Consider the following 3,232-nt stretch of genomic DNA (forward strand, 5'->3'; position numbering starts at 1 on the left):
CCCCCGGGAGCACCGGTCCCCCGGCCGCCGCGACGGCGGCCTTCGCCCGGATCTTGTCCCCCATCGTCTCGATGGCCCCCGGGGAAGGCCCGACGAAGGCCATCCCGGCGCGGCGGCACGCCGTGGCGAAGGCCGCGTTCTCGGCGAGGAACCCGTAGCCGGGGTGCACGGCGCCGGCCCCGCTCCGCCGGGCGGCGGCGAGCACCGCGTCGACGTCCAGGTAGGTCGACGGCCTCCCCTGCCCGTCGGTGAGGGCGACGGCCTCGTCCGCCGCCCTCACGTGCGGGGCGTCGGTGTCCTCCTCGGTGTGCACCGCGACCGCGCGCCGCCCGGTGGCCCGCAGGGTGCGGATCACCCGCACCGCGATCTCCCCCCTGTTGGCCACCAGCACCGTGTCCGTCACTCGCACGTCAAGGTCCTCCCTGCTCACCACGGCGGCTCCGCCGCCTGCCCCGGAAACCGGTGGCGCCGGTCGCCCGGTCACATCCGGAAGACGCCGTAGCCGACGGGCGCCAGCGGCGCGTTCGCGGCGGCGGACAGCCCGAGTGCCAACGCGGTCCTGGTGTCCGCCGGGTCGATCACCCCGTCGTCCCACAGCCGCGCCGTGGAGTAGTAGGGGCTGCCCTGCTCCTCGTACTGGGCCCGGATCGGCGCGCGGAAGGCCTCCTCGTCGGCGGCGGACCACTCCTGCCCCCTGGCCTCGAGCTGGTCGCGGCGGACCGTGGCCAGCACGGACGCGGCCTGCTCGCCGCCCATCACCGAGATCCGCGCGTTGGGCCACATCCAGAGGAAGCGGGGTGAGTAGGCACGCCCGCACATGCTGTAGTTCCCGGCTCCGAAGGAACCGCCGATGACGACGGTGAACTTCGGGACCCGGGCGCACGCCACGGCGGTGACCATCTTGGCGCCGTGCTTGGCGATGCCACCAGCCTCGTACTCCCGGCCCACCATGAAGCCGCTGATGTTCTGGAGGAAGACCAGGGGGATGCCCCTCCGGTCGCAGAGCTGGACGAAGTGCGCCCCCTTGAGGGCGGACTCCGAGAACAGCACGCCGTTGTTGGCGATGATCCCGACGGGGTGCCCGTGCAGCCAGGCGAAGCCGGTGACCAGAGTGGGGCCGTAGTCCGCCTTGAACTCGGCGAACTCGCTGCGGTCGACCAGCCTGGCGATGACCTCCCGGACGTCGTAGGGCACGCGCGGGTCGACCGGGACCATGCCGTAGAGGTCGTCCGGGTCCACGGCGGGCGGCTCGGGCGGGCGCGTCTCCCACGGTGGCGCCGACATCGGACCGAGGGTGTCCACCATGCCCCGCAACAGCCGCAGGGCGTGCGCGTCGTCCACCGCGAGGTGGTCGGTGACCCCGGAGACCCGGGCGTGCAGGTCGCCGCCGCCGAGGTCCTCGGCGCTGACCTCCTCGCCTGTGGCCGCCTTCACCAGGGGCGGTCCACCCAGGAAGATCGTGCCCTGGTCCCGCACGATCACGGTCTGGTCGCTCATCGCCGGTACGTACGCCCCGCCGGCGGTGCAGGAGCCCATGACCGCGGACAGTTGCGGAATGCCCTGGGCGGACATGGTCGCCTGGTTGTAGAAGATCCGCCCGAAGTGCTCGCGGTCGGGGAACACCTCGTCCTGGGCGGGCAGGAACGCGCCCCCGGAGTCCACGAGGTAGAGGCAGGGCAGGCGGTTGTGCAGGGCCACCTCCTGCGCCCGGAGGTGCTTCTTCACCGACATGGGGTAGTACGTGCCACCCTTGACCGTCGCGTCGTTGGCGACCACGACGCAGTCCCGACCGGAGACCCGTCCCACACCGGTGATGACGCCGGCGGCGGGTGCGGCGCCGTCGTACAGGCCGTGCGCCGCCAGCGGTGAGAGTTCGAGGAAGGGCGAGCCCGGGTCCAGCAGGGCGTGCACCCGCTCCCGGGGCAGGAGCTTGCCCCGGGCCAGGTGGCGCTCCCGCGCGCTCGCCGGGCCTCCGAGGGCCGCGGTGGCCCGCCGGTCGCTGAGCTCGGCGACCAGGGCGAGGTGCGCGTCCCTGTTGCGCCGGTAGGACGCGGCGGCGCGGTCGCAGGTGCTGCGCAGGACGTCGATGTCCGTCACTCCCAGCCTCCCGATCCTCGACGGGAACCGCCGAGACGTTAATGAGCGTTAACCCGGGTTCCCGCGATGTTAATGCCCATTAACTCCCTCGTCTACCCTGGACGCGTGGAGCACAGCGACCCCGAGCCCGAACGCCCGACCCCTGCGGTGGCGCCCCGCGCGGGCAGTCGCCGCGCGGCCATCCTGACGGCCGCGGCCCCGCTCTTCGCCGAACGCGGCTTCCTCGGGGTCTCCATGGAGGACCTCGGCGGGGCGGTCGGTGTGTCGGGTCCCGCCCTCTACCGGCACTTCCGCAACAAGGAGTCGGTACTGAGCGAGATGCTGCTCGACATCAGCCACCGGCTGCTCGACGAGGGCCGCCGCCGCGTCGCCGACGCCACCTCCCCCCAGGACGCCCTCACCGCGCTGCTCACCTGGCACATCGAGTTCGCCCTGACGCAGCCCGCCCTCATCCGGGTCCACGACCGCGAGCTCCACAGCGTCCCCACCGCCGACCGCCGCCGGATCCGGGCGGCACAACGTCGCTACGTCGAGGAGTGGGTGGGTGTCCTGACCCGGCTCGCCCCCGCCACGCCCCCCGAGCGGCTCCGCGCCGCGACGCACGCGGTCTTCGGGCTGCTCAACTCCACTCCGCGCAGCGCGCACGGTGTCGACACCGCCACCATGGGGGTCCTGCTGCGCCGCATGGCCGGGGCGGCACTGGCCGAGGCCCTCAGGACGACCGGGGAGGAGGCCTGACGGCCCTGTTCATCCGGTTTCCCCTCACCGGACGTGTCTCGGCGCGTCGCGCGGCCGCCACGCCCGAGGTCATCCCTAGAACGAGTCATTCTCTTCCCTCGAACGAGGGTTTTCTCCGCTTCGATCTTCAAGCGCCCGGGGAAAGAGGTCGATCATGCTCGGGTGCGGTGGCGGCCCGCACGACGTGAGTGCCCCACTCAAACCGTTGCCGACCAAGGAGCGCACTGGCGCCGCGACCCAGCAGGGCGCCGGCAGCCGGTCCGTCCGGTCCGGGCCCCACCACCCCAGCACTCGCGACCGACACCGAGGAGAAACCCCCCTTGTCTTCCAGGACCTCGCGCACTCTGAAGGCCGCGGTGATGGCGGCCGGCCTCGCCGCGGCGGGCGCCGGCACCGG

General features: G+C 73.0%; 3 protein-coding genes. 1 reads left to right on the plus strand and 2 read right to left on the minus strand.

Translation table 11 applies throughout. The features are described 5' to 3' along the window. Both ACTIDRAF_RS28895 and ACTIDRAF_RS0214190 read right to left on the minus strand, forming a co-directional pair. Positions 1–403, minus strand: a 403-nt coding sequence (locus tag ACTIDRAF_RS28895; RefSeq protein ID WP_039787350.1) for a biotin carboxylase N-terminal domain-containing protein, incomplete at its 3' end; no start/stop codon positions are given. A gap of 77 nt (positions 404–480) precedes the next feature. Beyond that, a complete protein-coding gene (locus tag ACTIDRAF_RS0214190) occupies positions 481–2,079 on the minus strand; it encodes a carboxyl transferase domain-containing protein (RefSeq protein WP_026066099.1) in 1,599 nt (532 codons plus the stop codon). Positions 2,080–2,202: 123 nt separating this feature from the next. On the opposite strand from ACTIDRAF_RS0214190, the gene ACTIDRAF_RS0214195 reads away from it, so the two are divergent. Then, positions 2,203–2,835 (plus strand): SACE_7040 family transcriptional regulator, encoded by a 633-nt coding sequence (locus ACTIDRAF_RS0214195; protein ID WP_016699396.1) that lies wholly within the window; start codon positions 2,203–2,205, stop codon positions 2,833–2,835. Positions 2,836–3,232: the final 397 nt, after the last annotated feature.

The sequence above is a fragment of the Actinoalloteichus spitiensis RMV-1378 genome (assembly GCF_000239155.1).
Taxonomy (GTDB): domain Bacteria; phylum Actinomycetota; class Actinomycetes; order Mycobacteriales; family Pseudonocardiaceae; genus Actinoalloteichus_B; species Actinoalloteichus_B spitiensis.